The 16,059-nt window shown below is 66.7% G+C and carries 18 protein-coding genes and 1 tRNA gene; 2 read left to right on the top strand and 17 right to left on the bottom strand.

The window, feature by feature from the left end:
- Positions 1–108 precede the first annotated feature (108 nt).
- The 12 genes from WJT74_RS01850 to WJT74_RS01795 all read right to left on the bottom strand — a co-directional run bounded on the left by WJT74_RS01850 (position 109) and on the right by WJT74_RS01795 (position 9,508).
- Positions 109–1,206 (bottom strand): phage major capsid protein, encoded by a 1,098-nt coding sequence (locus WJT74_RS01850; protein WP_343346178.1) that lies wholly within the window; start codon positions 1,204–1,206, stop codon positions 109–111.
- Complete coding sequence (locus WJT74_RS01845; RefSeq protein ID WP_343346175.1) at positions 1,196–1,630, bottom strand: HK97 family phage prohead protease; 435 nt, start codon at positions 1,628–1,630, stop codon at positions 1,196–1,198. Before WJT74_RS01845 ends, WJT74_RS01850 begins: the two co-directional genes overlap by 11 nt.
- On the bottom strand, positions 1,627–1,938 hold the full coding sequence (locus WJT74_RS01840) for a DUF6127 family protein (RefSeq protein WP_343346173.1): 312 nt from the start codon (positions 1,936–1,938) through the stop codon (positions 1,627–1,629). The genes WJT74_RS01845 and WJT74_RS01840 overlap by 4 nt, the downstream gene beginning before the upstream one ends.
- Entirely contained in the window at positions 1,935–3,077 is a 1,143-nt protein-coding gene (locus WJT74_RS01835; protein ID WP_343346170.1) for a phage portal protein, read from the bottom strand. The genes WJT74_RS01840 and WJT74_RS01835 overlap by 4 nt, the downstream gene beginning before the upstream one ends.
- Before the next feature lie 27 nt (positions 3,078–3,104).
- Entirely contained in the window at positions 3,105–4,415 is a 1,311-nt protein-coding gene (locus WJT74_RS01830; RefSeq protein ID WP_343346168.1) for a DNA-packaging protein, read from the bottom strand.
- Positions 4,412–4,975, bottom strand: a complete 564-nt coding sequence (locus tag WJT74_RS01825) for a hypothetical protein (RefSeq protein WP_343346165.1) — start codon at positions 4,973–4,975, stop codon at positions 4,412–4,414. The genes WJT74_RS01830 and WJT74_RS01825 overlap by 4 nt, the downstream gene beginning before the upstream one ends.
- 309 nt (positions 4,976–5,284) lie before the next feature.
- Positions 5,285–6,838: a PAS domain-containing protein gene (locus WJT74_RS01820; RefSeq protein WP_343346162.1), complete on the bottom strand. Its 1,554-nt coding sequence runs from the start codon at positions 6,836–6,838 to the stop codon at positions 5,285–5,287.
- A 53-nt stretch (positions 6,839–6,891) separates the two neighbouring features.
- Positions 6,892–7,506, bottom strand: a complete 615-nt coding sequence (gene folE, locus WJT74_RS01815) for a GTP cyclohydrolase I FolE (protein WP_343346160.1) — start codon at positions 7,504–7,506, stop codon at positions 6,892–6,894.
- Between the two features lie 50 nt (positions 7,507–7,556).
- Positions 7,557–7,633, bottom strand: a tRNA-Arg gene (locus WJT74_RS01810).
- A 35-nt stretch (positions 7,634–7,668) separates the two neighbouring features.
- Positions 7,669–8,493, bottom strand: coding sequence for a carbon-nitrogen hydrolase family protein (locus WJT74_RS01805; protein ID WP_343346158.1), 825 nt, complete (start codon positions 8,491–8,493; stop codon positions 7,669–7,671).
- Between the two features lies 1 nt (position 8,494).
- A complete protein-coding gene (gene grxC, locus WJT74_RS01800) occupies positions 8,495–8,752 on the bottom strand; it encodes a glutaredoxin 3 (RefSeq protein ID WP_343346155.1) in 258 nt (85 codons plus the stop codon).
- 42 nt (positions 8,753–8,794) lie between these two features.
- Complete coding sequence (locus WJT74_RS01795) at positions 8,795–9,508, bottom strand: ComF family protein (RefSeq protein ID WP_343346153.1); 714 nt, start codon at positions 9,506–9,508, stop codon at positions 8,795–8,797.
- A gap of 42 nt (positions 9,509–9,550) precedes the next feature.
- Between WJT74_RS01795 and WJT74_RS01790 the strand changes: the two genes are divergently transcribed.
- Together WJT74_RS01790 and WJT74_RS01785 are read left to right on the top strand one after the other, a co-directional pair.
- Positions 9,551–10,324, top strand: coding sequence for a methyltransferase domain-containing protein (locus WJT74_RS01790; RefSeq protein WP_343346151.1), 774 nt, complete (start codon positions 9,551–9,553; stop codon positions 10,322–10,324).
- Positions 10,325–10,434: 110 nt separating this feature from the next.
- Complete coding sequence (locus WJT74_RS01785; RefSeq protein WP_343346149.1) at positions 10,435–10,614, top strand: Flp family type IVb pilin; 180 nt, start codon at positions 10,435–10,437, stop codon at positions 10,612–10,614.
- Positions 10,615–10,671: 57 nt separating this feature from the next.
- Here the strand turns inward: WJT74_RS01785 and WJT74_RS01780 are convergent, their stop codons facing one another.
- From WJT74_RS01780 to WJT74_RS01760, 5 genes are all read right to left on the bottom strand, one after another.
- Positions 10,672–12,135: a M48 family metalloprotease gene (locus WJT74_RS01780; RefSeq protein WP_343346146.1), complete on the bottom strand. Its 1,464-nt coding sequence runs from the start codon at positions 12,133–12,135 to the stop codon at positions 10,672–10,674.
- A gap of 106 nt (positions 12,136–12,241) precedes the next feature.
- A complete protein-coding gene (locus WJT74_RS01775; RefSeq protein WP_343346144.1) occupies positions 12,242–13,183 on the bottom strand; it encodes an acetyl-CoA carboxylase carboxyltransferase subunit alpha in 942 nt (313 codons plus the stop codon).
- A gap of 37 nt (positions 13,184–13,220) precedes the next feature.
- Positions 13,221–14,102 carry a tyrosine recombinase gene (locus WJT74_RS01770; RefSeq protein ID WP_343348239.1) on the bottom strand — a complete coding sequence of 294 codons (882 nt, stop codon included), beginning with the start codon at positions 14,100–14,102 and terminating at the stop codon, positions 13,221–13,223.
- On the bottom strand, positions 14,102–15,913 hold the full coding sequence (locus WJT74_RS01765; RefSeq protein ID WP_343346142.1) for a hypothetical protein: 1,812 nt from the start codon (positions 15,911–15,913) through the stop codon (positions 14,102–14,104). Before WJT74_RS01765 ends, WJT74_RS01770 begins: the two co-directional genes overlap by 1 nt.
- Complete coding sequence (locus WJT74_RS01760; protein WP_343346140.1) at positions 15,897–16,019, bottom strand: hypothetical protein; 123 nt, start codon at positions 16,017–16,019, stop codon at positions 15,897–15,899. Before WJT74_RS01760 ends, WJT74_RS01765 begins: the two co-directional genes overlap by 17 nt.
- Between the last annotated feature and the right edge of the window lie 40 nt (positions 16,020–16,059).

The following is a 16,059-nucleotide window of genomic DNA, read 5'->3' as shown; positions in this document are numbered from 1 at the left end:
CCGTTCGTCCCGAACGAAGCCGAGGGGCGTCATGTCTCGAACCAGCGAGACTGGAAAGCGGCGGCGGGCGGGCATCGGGGGCATATCCCGCCCACCGCCTACGGATGATCAGGCGAATTCGAGGAGCTTGATGCTCTCCGAATTGGTTACCTGACCCCCGATCCGTCGCGTCGCGTAGAAATGCACGAACGGCTTGTTGGTATAGGGATCGCGCAGCACCACCGTCTCGCCGCGATCGGCGATGGTATAGCCCGCCTTGAAGTTGCCGAACGCGATCGACAGGCTGCCGCTTGCGATATCGGGCATGTCCTCGGCCTCGATCACCGGATAGCCGAGCAGGCTCGACGGCACGCCCGCCTGCAGCCCGGGTTGCCAGATATAGGCACCGTCGTCGGTCTTGAACTTGCGGATCGTGGCCGCGGTCGAACTGTTCATCACGAACACCGCGCCCTGCCGATACGGCTGCTTCAGCGTCTGGATCAGGTCCAGCAGCACGTCGCCGGGATCGCTCGCGGGAAAACCGCCCGCCACGCTCGTTCCCACCGTCTGCAACGTGCCCATCGCGCGGCTGCCGTCGCCGTTCGCCGAAACCGGCGAGGAAAGGAACCCCAACGGTTGGTTCACGCCCGTCCCGTTGACGAAGGCGGCCCCCTCGGCGCGCGCGAATTCGGTCGCCACCTCCTCGGCCAGCCAGCTCTCGACGTCGAACACCGCATCGTCCAGCATCTGCTGCGTCGCCGCCGGATTGGCGAACAGTTCGCCCGACGCCGGCACGATCTCGTGGAACGTCGGCGTCGCCGTTTCGGGACGTGCTTCCTCGAAATTGGCCCATCCCGACGGCGTTCCGCCCGACGCCACCAGCTTGCGATAGCCCGCGCTTCCGACGGTGACCACATTGGCGATCGAACGGATGGGTGAAATCGCTTTCAGCGTCGCGTCGATCTTGCCGTCGATCTCCTGCGGGACGGCATAGCCGCCCAGCGCATCGTTCGATTCCAGGCTCTTCGCTTCCAGCCCGCCCGCATCGCCGCGCCGCAGGTAGCGATCCGAAAACCCGCTCGCCGCCGCCGATTTGGTCTCGCCCAGCGCGACGCGCTCCGCCGACCCCGCCATCCGTCGCTTCAGCGCCGCGACTTCGTCCTTGAGCGCCGCGACCTCGACCGAAGTCCCGTCCTCGAAGCTCGCCAGCAATGTCTCATTCGCCATTTTGGTCTCCAATTTCACCATCGTCCTCCTCGATTTTGTGCACCCGCGCCCGTGGCTGCATCGGCCTCGCGACCAGGCTCACCTCGACAAGCTCCACCTCGTCGAGCCGCCGGTGCGGGCCCGCTCTTCCGGCCCGCGTCGTGCGATAGCCGAAGCTCAATCCGTTCAGTTTTCCCGCCTTCAGCAACCGCCGCGCCGACCGCCCCGCCGCGTGTCGGCCCAGCCGCGCGATCACGCGCAGCCCCCGCTCGTCCTCCGCCAGCGTCTCGATCTCGCCCGCGATGACTCCGCCACGATGCTGGATCAGCAGCGGCACCCTGCCCCCGCTCGTCGCCAGGCTGCGCGCGAAGGCGCCCCGCGCGATCACGTCGCCCCCGGCATCGGGCAGGTCGAACAGCGCGGCATAACCCGCGAAGCGCGTCACCGCCCGATCCCCGGCACCATCCCGACCCGCACCGCCAGTCCTACCAGCAGCAGCGCCAGCGCCAGTTTTACGACCCAGCTCACCACCGCCGCGCCCGCACTCTTCTTCGCGCTCCGCCACGCGCCCAGCAGCTCGCGCAGATCGTCCATGTCCCGCCGCGCCGCCTTGTCCTCGAGACCCAGGCTCGTCAGCGCCCGGCGCGCGCCGCGCTCACTCGCCTCCTCGATCAGCGCCGACAGCGTCACCGCCTCCATGCCCATCTCGTCCGCTTGCCGGAACAGCTCGGCCAGCACGCTCTTGGCGCTCATTCGGGCCGTTCCGCGGGGAAACCGAGCATCGCCCTCTTCTCGCCGTCGGTCAGGAAATCCGCGTCGTTCAACGCCGTCCACAGGCGCGACCGGTCCTCCATCAGTTCAGACAGCTGATCCTCGTCGATCACGAACCGCACCGGTTCGATCCAGTCCGACAGCATCGTCTCCACGCCGCGCAGGATCTTCTTCGCCAGCGGCAGGACCGTCTGACGATACAGCGCGCGTCCGGCCTCGCGCCCGTTGGCATAGGTCGCATCGCCGGGCAGCCCCAGCAGCACCGGCGGCACGCCGAACGCCAGCGCGATGTCGCGCGCCGCCGCTTCCTTCAGCTTCACGAAATCCATGTCCGCCGGGGTCAGGCTGAACGCCCGCCAGTCGAGATCTCCCTCCAGCAGCAACGGCCGCCCGGCATTGCCGGCGCCTTCGTACTGGCTCGTCAATTCGGCCTTCAGCCGCGCGAACTGCTGGTCGGTCAGCGGCGTCCCGTCCTCGCTTCGGTGGACGAGCGCGCCCGACGGACGCGCTGCATTGTCCAGCAGCGCCTGGTTCCACCGCGCCGCCGCATTGTGCACGCTCGCCGGTGCGATCGCCGCGTCCAGGCTGCCCAGCCCGTAATGGTCGTCGCGTGGGTGGCAGGCGCGGATATGCACGACCTGCTGCCGCTCCAGCGCGTCCTTCGCCGCGATCCGCTGCGTCTTGCTTCCGATCCGATAGGCGAACCCCGTGGGCCATCCCGCCCCGTCGGTCAGCACGCTCACCCGCTCGGGCCGCAACGCCACCAGCTGCTGCGGCGCATCGTCGGCGCCCGGCACCGCCTGTACATAGGCATTGCCGTGCAGCAGCACGTGCATCGCCACCGTCTCGAGAAACCCTTCGGCTCCGACCAGCGCCGCCGCCGCCTCGCCCGCCTCGCCGATGGCCTCGACCGTCAGCCCGCCGACCGCCCCCGAGATCAGCTTCACCGCCCGATGCCCGACCGGATTGTTCAGCACCGCCGCCTCGAGCCGCGCGTCATAGCCCCGTGCCGGGCCGCCCACCGCGCCCCCGCCCGTCAGCCAGTCGGGCACACGGCGTGACGCCACACCCGTCGGCGCGGGCGCGCTCTTGGCGCCCCGCCATTGTTCAAGCCACTTCATTACTGGCTCCCTTGTCTGTTGCCCTGCCTAAAGCTGCCGCACGCGCGGCTGCCCCGCCTGTCCGTCCTCGAGCGCCCACAGCGCCCACACCATCGCATCCGCCCGGTCGGGAGATCGCCCCTCCCCTTCGTAGCCGCCGCCCGATCGCATCGCCGCCAACTCGTCCTCAAGTGCCGGATAGGTTCCTGCCAGCGCGATCCGCCCCGCCTCGAACCCGCAGGCGATCGGCTCGGCCCGCACGCTCTTGCCGCGCCGCGCATGGACCAGTCGTACCGGCATCGTGGCGTGCGCCGCGCGCAGCACGCTCCTCACCATGTCCCCGCCCTGGTTCGCCTCGGCCACCACCGTATCGGCCGACCACGCCTCGAAGGCCGTTCGCACCGCCCGCGCCCATTGTTCGGGGCTCGGCCGTTCGACGCTGGCATCGGCGAGGACGTGGCGCATTGCCCCGGTGCGCCCCGCCACCACGATCCCGCACGCATCGCCCCGGGCGCTCGCGGGCGGGTCGACCGCCACCACGATCCGTTCGTAACTCTCCGCCACCGCACAACGGCCCCGCGCCAGCAGGTCGCGCGGGAACAGCGCCCCGTCGACTTCCTTCAGATAGTCGCCGTCCAGCTCCTGCCGCCCCAGCCGCGTCCCGCGATACTGCGCTTCCATCGCCACCACGAACGCGGGCGGCAGGTTGATATTGTCCTGCATCCGCCCCTTCGTGACCACGCAATCCCCATCCGCCATCAACCGCTCGAGCAGCTTCGACGGCCGCGGCGTCGTCGTGACAAGGCACCGCGGCCGCTCCCCCGCGCGCAGCCCCATCTGCAGATTGTCCCATGTCTCCTGCGCCCGGCCCCACTTGCCCAGTTCGTCGCACCACGCGTGATGATGTTCGGGCCCGCGCAGCGCCTCCGGACTCTCGCCCGAAAAGATCTGCGCGACCGTTCCGCCGGGCCAGCGCAGCAGCCCGCTCGACCGCTCCCACGTCAGCGCCACGCCCTGCGCCGCCGCCGTCGCCAGCAACCCGCTTCGTCCCTCGACCATGATCGTCCGCGCCTCGTCCAGCGTCGCACCGACCAGCGCGATCCGCTGCCGCTTGCGCGGTCCGGCCAGGCCGCAGATCCATTCCGATCCCGCGCGCGTCTTGCCGAAACCGCGCCCGCCCATCAGCAGCCACGTCCGCCACGCCTCCCCCGGCGGGGGCAGCTGCGATGCGTGCGCCCATGCCATGAAATGCCGGTCGAGATGCACCGTCTCGTCCGTCTCCAACCGGTTCAGCATCTCCTGTCGTCGCGCGGGCGGCAGATCGGCGAGCAGCTGCATCTGCCGCAGCGTCAGGCTCAAGACGCGCCGCCCCCGCGCTCCGTCCCGCCCGCATGCGTCTCCGCCAGCCGCGCCGCCGCCCGCGCGCTTAGCAATTCCAGTTTCGTCTCGATCGCCGCGCGCGCCTCGCGCACCGCCTGCTCGTCGAACCCGGCCCCCCGCGCCTGGCTCGCCAGCTCGACCGTCTCGCGGTGCATCTTCAACAGGCTCATCGCCAGTGCGTTCGAATATTCGCGCACCACCGTGGATCGCACTTCCTTCTTCTCCTCGTCATAGGCCGTCGTGACCTTCTCGGATCCCAGGATCGCCCGTTCCAGCAACGCCAGCTCGAGCTTCGCATACCCTTCCGCCAACGCGTCTTCCCAGCGCCGCCGATAGGCCGCGTCGCTGCGCCGCCGCGAATAGCAATGCTGCGGCGATATTCCCGCCGCCTGTGCCGACCTTTTGACGTTGCAGCTTGCCGCGAGATGATCGAAGAACGCCGTATCTTGCGCCTTGCTGATCCTGTTGGGCTTGCTCTTCATTCTCGGCGTCGCCCCCGCTTCCAGATGCAACGCCACGACCTTGTCTTTGCTGGGCACGACCGCTCCCTCCCGCTCGCCCCGAACTCCATGCACCGTCGATCGAACCGCCGGATCCCCATCCGTGGTTCTGAAACCCCGCCAACCCCGCGAGACCCAATTTTCGACTGTTCCCAAGTGGTACCCAAACAGCGTGACAATGTCAAGCCGTTTTTACCGTTTTGGTTCTTTTTGTTCGCGTTGCCGGTCCACCGAGGACAACAGGCGTCCTTACCGGATCACCACGGAAGGCCGGAACGACAGAGATTCGGAATTCGGAGGGTTTACGGCCGCGCGGCGCGCACCCAAGCGGCGAACCGCCCGAAAGGTTCAGGCGCCCGCGACGATCCGTTCGCGCGGCAGGCGGACGTCCATCTCAAGCCCGCTGTCGAGCCAGCGGCGCTCGATCGAACCCTTCAACTGACGGACCAGACTCGTCTCCAGAAGATCGCTACCGAACCCTTTCACTTCGGGCTCCTCGGCGGGCGGACCACCGCGTTCGCGCCATTCCATCAGCACGTCGTCGCCATCCTCGACGATCTTGAGGTCGACATGACCCTCGTCCACCGACAGCGCGCCATATTTGACGGCGTTGGTGGCCAGTTCGTGAAAGATTAGCGCAAACGGCGTCAGGCTCGATTCGGAGATATCGATCGCGCCGCCCTCCATTCGCACCCGCTGTCGATCGCCCTCGGCATAAGGCGCGAACAGATCGGCCAGGACCTCGTTCAGGCACGTCGCCTCCGCAGGCTGATCGGCCATCGGGCGCACGTAATTGTGCGCACGGCCCAGCGCATTGATGCGATCCCCGATCGACGTCGTCACCGACTTCATCTCGGGATGCGATCGGCTCGCGAAGGTGACCAGCCCCGTGACGACGGAGAAGATGTTCTTGATGCGATGGCTGAGCTCGCGCGACAACAGCTCCTGGCTCTCCATCAGCATCTTGTTCTGGTGGATGTCGGTGTTGCTCCCGAACCAGCGAAGCACCTTGCCGTCGCCATCGGTCACCGGCAGTCCGCGCGCCAGCGTCCACACATATTCGCCGTCGTGCCTTCGCAGACGATACTCGACTTCGTAGGGCTCGATATTCTCGACGGCCTTCCGCCACACCTCGCTCGCGCGCTCGCGATCGTCGGGGTGCAGGACCTCGGCCCATTTGTCGCCGTCATGGTCGCCGATCTCGGCGCCGGTGAAATCGTACCAGCGGGCGTTGAAATAATCGACCATGCCATCGGCGTCGGTCGACCACGCCATCTGCGGCAGGGCATCGGCCAGATTGTCGAACTGCCGCTGGCTTTCGCGCAGCAGACGGTCGGCCTCCGCCCGGCCGTGGCTGAATTCGATATCGCGGCGCCGTGCCTGCAACCGCCGCATCACGGCCTGTGCGAGAACTTTCAACCCGTCCCGCTGCAGATCGGTCAACCCATCGGGTCGCGGTTCGAAATCCAGCACGCATAGGGTACCGAGCGGCGCTCCCTCGACCGACACCAGCGGCGCGCCCGCATAGTAACGGATGTACGGCTCGCTGATCACCAGCGGGTTTTCCGCGAACCGTTCGTCCTTGCGCGTGTCGCGCAGTTCGAAAATATCGCCTTCGACCATCGCATGCTGGCAGAAACTGATGCTTCGCGGCGTTCCCGTTTCTTCCGTGCCTTGGCGCGACAGGAACCGCTGCCGGTCCTTCTCGACCATCGTGATCAGCGCTGCCGGCGCCTCACACAGATCGGCGGCAAACTGCCGAAGCGCGTTGAGCTCTGGATCGTCGTCGAGGCTGTCGGGGTCGAACGACGCGACGATCTCGACGCGGGCGTCGTCGCCTTCCACGCTGCAATAGGCGGGCGAGGGTTCGTTCGCGAAAGCGGAGGATAGTGACGCAGCCATAACGAGACGGAGCGCTATCGACTAAATTGCTTTGGGGAAAGAAATTTCTTGGTTCAGTAGCCCATCAGCGCCAGCACTTCCTCGCGGCTGCGCGGATCCTGGCGGAACGTCCCCATCATCCGGCTCGTGGTCATCATCACGCCCGGCGTGTTGACCCCGCGCGCGGTCATGCAGGCATGGCTTGCCTCGATCACCACGGCCACGCCCTGCGGTTTGAGATGATCCCAGATGCAATCGGCTACCTGCGCGGTCAGCCGCTCCTGCACCTGCAAACGCCGCGCGAACCCGTGCAGCACGCGCGCCAGCTTGGAAATTCCCACCACCCGGTCGCCGGGCAAATAGGCGATCGCCGCTTTCCCGATGATCGGCGCCATGTGATGCTCGCAGTGCGACTGGAACGGGATGTCCTTCAGCAGCACGATCTCGTCGTACCCGCCCACTTCCTCGAACGTGCGCTCGAGGTGGATGGCCGGATCCTCGCTGTATCCGCGCGCATACTCCGCCCATGCGCGCGCCACCCTCGCCGGCGTGTCGAGCAACCCCTCGCGCTCCGGATCCTCACCCGCCCAGCGTAGCAGCGTCCGGACCGCTTCCTGTACGTCCTCGGGAACCTCGATCCGCGGCGGGGCGGTCACGAGGTCGCCGGCAGTGGGAGTATCGTCGCTCATGTTGGATGTCTCCTACAGCGCGATCCCGATAAACCGCGAAAAATCACAATTGGTGGCCCCGGCAGGATTCGAACCTGCGACCTTCAGTTTAGGAAACTGCTGCTCTATCCTGCTGAGCTACGGAGCCCTTCGCCGACGATCTATCCTGCAATGCGGGGCAGTTCAATCATCCAGCCGCGCCACCTCGCGGCGGTGGGATATCGCGGGAATCCTTTCCCGCACCGCGTCGATACGGTCCAGATCGATGTCGGCGAACCCCACGCCCGCGCCGTTGCCCATGTCCAGGAGCACCTCGCCCCACGGATCGACGACCAAACTGTGGCCATAGGTTTCGCGCCCGTCCGCGTGCACCCCGTCCTGCGCCGCCGCAATCACGAACATGCCCGCCTCGATCGCCCTGGCACGCAGCAACACGTGCCAGTGCGCCTCGCCGGTCGGCACGGTGAACGCCGCGGGGACCGTCACCACCTTCGCGCCCGCCTCGGCGAGGCGAGCGAACAAGGCCGGAAAGCGAAGATCGTAGCAGATGGTCATTCCCATCGCCCCGACCGGCGTATCCTTCACGCGTACCGCCCGCTGCCCGGCGCGGTAGACGTCGCTCTCGCGCCAGCGATTGCCCGGACCCACGTCGACGTCGAACAGATGCATCTTGTCGTAGCGCGCCATGATCGAGCCGCTGGGATCGACGAGGATCGAACGGTTCACCCATTTCCCGTCGTCCGTGGCCACCGCCACCGATCCCAGATGGATCCAAAGCCCGTGATCGCCTGCCGCTCGGCAAGCCGCCGCGACCGTCGCATCGTCGTGTTCCGGAACGATCGCTTCCGCCGCCCGCCTCCGATCGCGGTCGAGGAGGTTGACCATTTCAGGGGTAAACAGCATCGCTGCCCCGCCATCCGCTGCACGACCCGCCGCATCGACGAGCGCTTCGGCATTGGCCGCCGCATCGATCCCGCTGTTCGATTGGTAGAGCGCAACGCGCGTCACGTCAGTCCGCCAGCATGGCGTCGAGCTTGCCCTGTCGTTCGAGAGCGAACAGTTCGTCGCAGCCGCCGATCGCCTTTCCGCCGATCAGGATCTGCGGCACTGTCCGCCCGCCATCCGATCGCTCAATCATTTCGGCGCGTTTTTCCTCGTCACCGCTGATCTCGATTTCCCGATAATCGACATTCTTCATGTCGAGCATTCGCTTGGCGCGGATGCAGAAAGGGCAGGTGGCCTTGGTATAGATTTCGACGTCACTCATGGATTTCCTCATTTGTTCACTCGGTCAACGCACGAGCCCGCTTCAACGCACCACGCGGGTCCAGACCACCGCCTCGACCCGTGCCGCGCCGGCGCGTCGAAGCGCTTCGGCACAGGCGGACAGCGTGCTTCCCGTGGTACGAACGTCGTCCACCAGGATCACGGTCCTGCCCGATACCTGCCTCGCGTCCGCATCGAACGCGCCGCGCACCTGTCGCTCGCGTTGGCGCGCGGTCATCGTTCCCAGCGATCGCGTCGCCCGCGTTCGTTGCAGGGCGTCGGCACTCCACGCAATTCCCGATCGCTGCGCAATATCCGCCGCCAGCAACCCCGCCTGATTGTATCCCCGCTTCCAGATGCGCCAGCGATGCAGCGGGACCGGAACGAGAAGAGCATCGTCGACGGCGCGTTCCCCCAATCGCCGCGCCATCGCCCGGCCCATCACCCGGGCCAGTGCGACCCGCCGCGAATATTTGAGCTTGAGCGCCATCGCGCGGGTAATGTCGCCATAGTGGGTCGCCGCGACCAAGGCATCAATCGGCCCCGGACGCGCCAGACACGCCGCGCATTCGCGCTCGTCCAGCGCCTCGAGCGGATGGGCGCAGCGGGTGCAGGCGTCCGTGCCCGACCAGTCGATGGCCATAAAACAGTCGGCGCAGAAATCCCCCACGCTCGAGACGATCTCGCCGCATCCTGCGCAACGCGGCGGCAAAGCCAGGTCGAGTAGCGATCGCGCGGTCGAGGCAAGGACGGCCATACCCCCTTGTCGCGCGGGCAAGCGCTCTTCACAAGCCGCCGAATGGCCGACCTGTTCGACATGACTGCCCGCGTCCAGCGCCGCGACCGCGCGGTTCGCAACGACGCCGAAACCTTCCTCGAGCAACGCGCCATCGAAGATGTCTGCGAGCGCCTCGATACCATCACGCGCCGGTTCGACCGGGCATTGTTGATCGGCGCACTCGATCCTGCGCACGTTGCGATGCTCGCGCGTCGCGTCGACCGGCTCGAGGTCGTCGATCCGTCTCCCCGCGCAGCCACGAACGCGAACGGCCGTCGCGCGAACGAGAATGAGATCGACTTCGATCCGGGCAGCTTCGATCTGATCGTCGCGTCCGGAACGCTGGCCACGGTCAACGACCTTTCCGAGGTTCTGCTGCGTCTTCGTTTCCTGCTCGATGCGGAGGGACTGCTGATCGGCTTCGTGGCGGGCGGCGACCTGTTGCCGCAACTCCGACGCGCGATGGCAGCCGCCGATTCAGACCGCCAGCGCCACTCTCCGCGCTTTCACCCACGGCTCGATCCCGCGGGTCTGACACAACTTCTCGCCGCCAGCGGGTTGCAAATGCCCGTCGTCGACGTGGACCGGGTCGAGATTCGCTATTCGGCGATGGCCGATCTCGTTCGGGACTTGCGCGGCATGGGGGCCACCAATGTCCTCGTCGAACGGAGCCGCCAGCCGATGAGCAGGGCTGCCCGTTCCCGCGCGCAAGCGGCGTTCATCGATGATACCAGGGACGGACGCGTCAGCGAGACGATCGAATTGCTGCATTTCATGGGATGGGCGCCGGCCTAGATCCCTGCCGATCGGTTGATCACCAGCGAGTTAACCTTTGGCCGCCGAGACTTTCTTAACTTCTGTCCCGCTACGGTCGGAGCGTGGACCAGACCAGAAGGAGGATGGCGGTGGCTATCCCGAAATTTTTGCGCACCCTCGCTTTGGACGAGCGTGGTGCGACGGCGATTGAATATGGCCTGATCGTCGCGCTCATCGCGGTGGCGATCCTGCAGGCGCTCGCCGCGCTCGGCGGCGGGACCGGGGGAATGTGGGGTGAACTCGGCAACCTCGCGAACGAACATATGTGATCGTTCGCGAAGAAGCCGGTTCAGCGTGCGCGGACTCGATGCCCGCGCACGCGCCGATTACCGCTGCCCGTAAACGACCAGCTTCACCTTCTGGCCCGGCGTCAGACGCGCATTGCTCTGAAGCGAATTGAGCGTGAGGAAGCGCTCCACCTGATAATTGCTGTAGGCCATGCGCTGGCTGAGCGACTGGATCGTGTCGCCGTTGCGCACCGTCACCACGTCGATCACGCGCGGACGAATGGCCGCAGCTTCCTGGGCGCTGATCGGACGGAAACTCTCGACCATGCTCGCGAACGGCCCGATGCCCTGCCCGGCCTGCGTGATCATCGCGAAATGATAGGCGCGGTCGTTCGAAAAACGATAGGCCATCACCGACAGATCGACAGCGCCGTTCTGCGTGTTCACCCGCGTCGTGGTATAGGCGGCCGGTAATCCGTTGATGGTGGTCGAACGCGGCTGCGGAATCTGCACCTGAGCCTGTTGACCGACGACGCCGCGGATGACGCTCGCGACATACTGGTCGAGATTGCCGTTGAACTGCGCGAGGCTGAACTGCGCCTGCCCCGAGCTTCCGGCGATCGAGACGGCGCGGGTGCCGTTTTGCATCCTGAAGCCCGTCGGGACGACGAACTGCAGTCGCAGATCCGGATGCGTGAACCGGCGCCCGTCGACAATGCCCTGCTGAGGATCATCGTCCACATAGATGCCGTCGATGCGCGAGAGAAACTGGTCGCGGTTGCGCTGGCCCGTTCCGGCCAGAGGCGTCTGCCGTGCCAGTTCGACGGCGCGCGCCGTGCGGTTCTCGGACAGCGGGTGGGTTCGCGCCCATTCGGGGGTCTGCCGCGCGTCGTTCCCCTGGGTTCGCGCCTCCAGAGCGCTTGCCGCGCCAAGCGAATTCAGAATTCCTGCAGCCGCGAGCGGATCGTAACCCGCCCCGACCATGTAGCGAATGCCGAGCGTGTCGCTTTCATATTCCTGATCGCGGCTATAGGACAACGTCCTCGACTGCGCATATTGCTGGCTGCCCTGGGCGACGAGCCGGCCGGCATCGCCGCCGATCAGTCCACCAACCACTGCCCCCAGGATACCTCCCAGCGCATTGTTCTGCGCGGTGGCTTGACGACCCTGGGCATGATCGGCCGCGATATGGCCGACTTCATGGCCGAGAACGAACGCCAGTTCGGCCTCGTCCTCCATCAGCGTCATCAGTTCGCGCGTGATATAGGCGCGGCCGCCGGGAATCGCGAAGGCATTCTCGACCGGCGAATTGAGGACCGAAAAGGTGTAGGCCTGCGCCGCGTTGGGGGTCTGCGAATAGGACGCGACCCGGTCGCCGACCTGCTCGACATACTGACCGACCGGTCCACCGAGCGCGCCGCCGAATTCGGCGAGGATCGCTTCATTGTTCTGCGCCGCGACCTGCGCCTCCTGCGGCGAGATGCGCGGATCGGGTGCGTAACTGGCGCACGAGGCGAGCGCCAACGCACTGGCGGCGGCGAAATAGGGGGCGATACGGGACATAATACTCTCTCCGGGTAATGACGATCTCGCTGCGCCGGTGAGGCGCTTCAACCGTTCAACCCCGCGTGTGAAGAGCTGGTTCCGTTCGGGAGCGTAATGAAACGCATCACCCCATTGCGAGGAATTTGTCGCGCCGTTCCTTGCGCAGCGCGGGACCGTCCGTGTCCGAGAGACTGTCGAGTTCGGCTCCGATCGCATCCCCGAGCCGCTTCATGGCAACGGTCGGCTTGCGATGCGCCCCGCCGAGCGGTTCCTTGACGATACGGTCGATGATTCCGAGCCGCTGAAGATCCTGTGCGGTAATCTTCATCGCTTCCGCAGCATCGGCGGCCTTTTCCGCCGTCCGCCACAGGATGGAAGCGCAGCCTTCAGGCGAGATCACCGAATAGACGGCATGTTCGAACATGATGACGCGATTTGCCGCGGCGATGGCGATGGCGCCCCCCGACCCGCCCTCGCCCACGATAGCAGAAACCATCGGGACGTTCAGCGACAGGCAGGTCTCGGTCGCCCGAGCGATCGCCTCCGCCTGGCCGCGCTCCTCGGCCTGTACGCCCGGAAAGGCGCCCGGCGTGTCGACCAGCGTGACCACGGGCAAGCCGAACCGATCGGCCAGCTCCATCAGGCGGATCGCCTTGCGATAGCCCTCGGGCTTGGCCATCCCGAAATTATGCTTGAGACGGCTCGCGGTATCGCTGCCCTTCTCGTGCCCGATCAGCATGACGCCGCGTCCGTCGATCCGGGCCAGCCCTCCCACGATCGCCTCGTCCTCCGCAAAATTGCGGTCGCCCGCGAGCGGCAGGAAGTCGTCGGCGATGCCGGCAACATAATCCTTGAAATGGGGCCGCTCGGGATGGCGCGCCACGAGCGTCTTCTGCCACGGCGTCAGCTTGCCGTAGGTCTCGCGCAGCATCTTCTTGGCCTTGACCTCGAGCCGGCGAATTTCAGGATCGATATCGACGTCGCCGCCCTGCGCCGTATCGCGCAGTTCGGCCACGCGGGCTTCCAGATCGGCAATCGGCCGCTCGAATTCGAGAAAGACTGTCATGTCTGCGCGCCTACCCCTCCATCCGCTTCAAGGTCAATCAGGTCCCGCGCGCCAGCGGGTGTCGCTGGTTGACCAGATCGACCAGTCGCCGGGCATCGACATGGGTGTAGATCTGTGTCGTCGCGATGTCGGCATGGCCGAGCAGCGCCTGCAGGACGCGAAGGTCGGCACCGCCGTCGAGCAGATGCGTCGCGAAGGCATGGCGCAGGACATGGGGGCTTATTCGTTCGGGCGCGATCCCCGCCCGCGCTGCCATTTCGCGGACGATCTGATACAGTCGCATGCGCGAAAGATGCTGATCGCCGCGTCCCGGAAAGAGCCATCGTCCGTCGACCCCGCTCGCCACCCAGTCGGCGATAGCGGCGTGGGCATGATCGCCGACCGGCACCATCCTTTCCTTCGCGCCCTTTCCGCGCAGGACGAGCATCGGATCGCCCTTCCGCACCGCCCGGCGCGGCAGGGACACGAGTTCGCTCGCGCGCAGCCCCGATCCGTAGAGCAGTTCGAGCAGCGCGCGATTGCGCAACGCCGTCGACCGTCCGCCCCGCGCCTCTTCCTCGGCCATTGCCATGAGCGCCGAGGTCTCCTCGATCGACAGGATTTTGGGCAGGGGCCGCGACTGCCGGGGACGGGGCAAGGCATCGGACGGGTCGTCCTCGCGAAGCCCTTCCTCCACCAGAAAACCATAGAAACGCCGCAACGCCGACGCCCGCCGGGAGACGGTGGAGGCTGCGGCCGATTTCCAAGCCTGCGCCATCAGGCCCAGCGCGTCCGCGTCGGCCTCGCCCAGGCCGGCGGGAAGCGATTCGGAAGCCTTGCGGAGATCCGAACGATAAGCGGCGATCGTATTGGGCGAAGCCCCCGCTTCGGCAGCCATCATGTCGAGAAAGCGATCGACCAGCGCGCGGTCGTCGGCGATCACGCCCGTGCGACCGCTTCCGCCGCGATCATCCGTGCCAGGAAGTCCTGCCCGACCGTATCGAGCGCTGCGATCAACGCGCGCCAATAGGCGGGCGGAATCGCGCCGACCGTGTCGGCCTGTAGCGCCACTGCGGCCAGCAACATGACCGTGCCCTGGTCGCCCCGGCTCGCGGCAGCGCCGAGCAGCTGGGTCAACCGCGTCTCGCGCATGATGCCCCAGCCTTCGTCTTCGTCCAGATCGGCGACTTGCGCGTCCTCGAGCAGCCCCAGTCCCGCCAGCGAGGCGACGAGGATGGCGGAGCGACGCTTGCCATCGGCATCGTCGCGCGAAACGAAGGCACGCACTCGCCGCGGGGAAACCTCGCCGCGAGCGCCCGCGAGCACGAGCTGCGACCAGACGCCGTCGGCGGCTGCATCGTCCATGTCGTCAAGAACGCTGTTCCAGCGCAGCGCCTGCTCGACGAACCCCGCGGTCAGCATGGCAGCGACGAGATCGGGCGCTTCCGCTTCCAGTGCGGCATCGGGCCGAACCTGTACGGCGGCGAGCGCCGTGGCGGCAAGCGAAGCCATACGCTCGTGCGGTTCGCCGTCGCCAAGCGCCCAGAACTCGCGCATCGCCGCCAGACGCTCGGCGCGATCGGGCTCGGCGAACGTGCGGCGCAGCAACAAGGCGTCAGTGCCCGACAGATCTTCGGGCGGCAGGCGATCATATTCGAGTGAATAGAGGTCGACGAGCGCCTGCCCCGAGAAGACGCCCATGCCGGCGGCCGTCCTCGCGAAAGGCAGGCGCGCGTCGGCGCTCAGCAAAGGCGCCCTGGCGGCCCAGGCACGAACGCGCGGCGCGACATTATCCATCAATGTTTCGGGAGGAAGGACGCCCGTTCCCGTTGCCAGACCGTACCGCCAGCTGTTGAGCCGGTCGACCGGCTCCCATTCCAGCGTCGTGGCCCTTCCTGTGCCCGAACCGGCCCCGATCAGCTTGTCGACCAGCGCCAGATCAATGGCGTCCAGCGTGCCTCCCCGGCGAGAGCGGGCGATGATGTCCGACGCGATCTCGGGCTGTGCAGACAACGCCGCACAGACTGCGCGGACGAGCGGTTCGGCGTCGGGCTCGGCATCGTCCAGTCTCGTGGGAACCGGGCACATGGCCGCTGGATCGGACGCCGCGAGCGCGGTCTGCAAGATGACCTGCGCCAGCTTGGGGGACGCAGTGCTCACCCGCCCGGCGGCCAGCATCAATCGCGCCGCATCCGCCTCGCCCATCCGCAGAAGCAGCCATACACGCTCGGCCAACCAGTCCTGCGCGCCGAGGTCGCCCGGCGCGGGGGCGTTGCTCATCAGCGCACTGCGCAAGCCGATATGCGCCCAGCGCGATGCCAAGGGCACGTCGAGACGTCGCATCAAGATCTTGTGGAACCGTCCGTCGACTGCTCCCCATGGCGCCTCGCCCGTCAGCGACAGCGAGCCGCTCGAACCCGCGAAACCGCCCGCGACATCTTCGCTATTCTCGTCGTCCGCCGCGGTATCGAGCGACTCCTCGTCGTCCTCGTCGAGATCGGACGATGGGTCAGTCTCACTATCCGCAGGTCCGGTATCGCGCGGTACGGGTGCGGGTGTCGGTGTAGGAGTCGGTGTCGGCGTCGGTGTCGGCCGGGGAGACGGCGCGGGCGTCGGCTCCGGGGTCGGCTGTTCGAATCCGGGTGGAAGCAGCGATTCCGGTGCATCCTGCGCGGCCAGCGCCGCGTGCAGTCCGCCCGCCGCGATCAGACTTCCGAACGCCAGAAAAAGCGGTTTACGCTTCGTCGTCACCCAACTCGACCTCTTGCTCGATCGTCTCCTGTTCGACTTCGCTCGCCATTCCGCCGAGCAGGAACGCCGCTCCCACGACGAGCCCTACAAGAAGCAACAGAATCAAGATCAATCGCATACCAAAACCACTCCTCATTCGTGCGCAC

This window comes from Sphingomicrobium sp. XHP0239 (assembly GCF_039555325.1).
GTDB lineage: Bacteria > Pseudomonadota > Alphaproteobacteria > Sphingomonadales > Sphingomonadaceae > Sphingomicrobium > Sphingomicrobium maritimum.
Note: the sequence above shows the minus strand (reverse complement) of the source record. Positions and strands in the feature narration are given on the sequence as shown.

Bases quoted from the DNA above. Each gene is read 5' to 3' on its own strand.
- WJT74_RS01850 (WP_343346178.1), bottom strand. From the start codon at position 1,206: ATGGCGAATGAGACATTGCTGGCGAGCTTCGAGGACGGGACTTCGGTC.
- WJT74_RS01840 (WP_343346173.1), bottom strand. From the start codon at position 1,938: ATGAGCGCCAAGAGCGTGCTGGCCGAGCTGTTCCGGCAAGCGGACGAG.
- WJT74_RS01835 (WP_343346170.1), bottom strand. From the start codon at position 3,077: ATGAAGTGGCTTGAACAATGGCGGGGCGCCAAGAGCGCGCCCGCGCCG.
- WJT74_RS01820 (WP_343346162.1), bottom strand. From the start codon at position 6,838: ATGGCTGCGTCACTATCCTCCGCTTTCGCGAACGAACCCTCGCCCGCC.
- folE (WP_343346160.1), bottom strand. From the start codon at position 7,506: ATGAGCGACGATACTCCCACTGCCGGCGACCTCGTGACCGCCCCGCCG.
- grxC (WP_343346155.1), bottom strand. From the start codon at position 8,752: ATGAGTGACGTCGAAATCTATACCAAGGCCACCTGCCCTTTCTGCATC.
- WJT74_RS01795 (WP_343346153.1), bottom strand. From the start codon at position 9,508: ATGGCCGTCCTTGCCTCGACCGCGCGATCGCTACTCGACCTGGCTTTG.
- WJT74_RS01790 (WP_343346151.1), top strand. From the start codon at position 9,551: ATGGCCGACCTGTTCGACATGACTGCCCGCGTCCAGCGCCGCGACCGC.
- WJT74_RS01780 (WP_343346146.1), bottom strand. From the start codon at position 12,135: ATGTCCCGTATCGCCCCCTATTTCGCCGCCGCCAGTGCGTTGGCGCTC.
- WJT74_RS01775 (WP_343346144.1), bottom strand. From the start codon at position 13,183: ATGACAGTCTTTCTCGAATTCGAGCGGCCGATTGCCGATCTGGAAGCC.